We start from the raw sequence: 450 nt of genomic DNA on the forward strand, positions 1-450 counted from the left end.
CAGGCCGAGGTCGCCCGCGCCTACGGGGTGTCCAAGGGCTGGGTGTCCAAGCTGATGGCCCGCTACCGCACCGAGGGCGAAGCCGCCTACCAGCCCCGCTCGCGGCGCCCGCACACCTCACCGGCCGCACTCGAACAACCGGTGATCGACCTGATCGTGGCCCTGCGCAAAGACCTCACCGAACGAGGCCTCGACGCCGGTCCCGACACGATCCGCTGGCACCTGCAACACCAGCACCACATCACCATTTCCCGCGCCACCATCGCCCGGCACCTCAGCGCACAAGGGCTCATCGTTGCGGAGCCGGCTAAACGCCCGAAATCGTCTTACATCCGCTTCGCTGCCGAACAACCCAACGAATGCTGGCAAGCCGACTTCACCCATTACCGGCTCACCCGGCCCGACACCCGACCCGGCGACGATGTCGAAATCCTGTGCTGGATCGATGAC

1 protein-coding gene is annotated in these 450 nt (G+C 66.4%); it reads left to right on the forward strand.

The annotated features are described in order from the left end of the window. Window positions 1–450: helix-turn-helix domain-containing protein (locus RBH18_RS43975; RefSeq protein ID WP_306216462.1), on the forward strand; the 450-nt coding region annotated here is incomplete at both ends.

The organism is Actinoplanes oryzae (assembly GCF_030757795.1).
Lineage (GTDB): Bacteria > Actinomycetota > Actinomycetes > Mycobacteriales > Micromonosporaceae > Actinoplanes.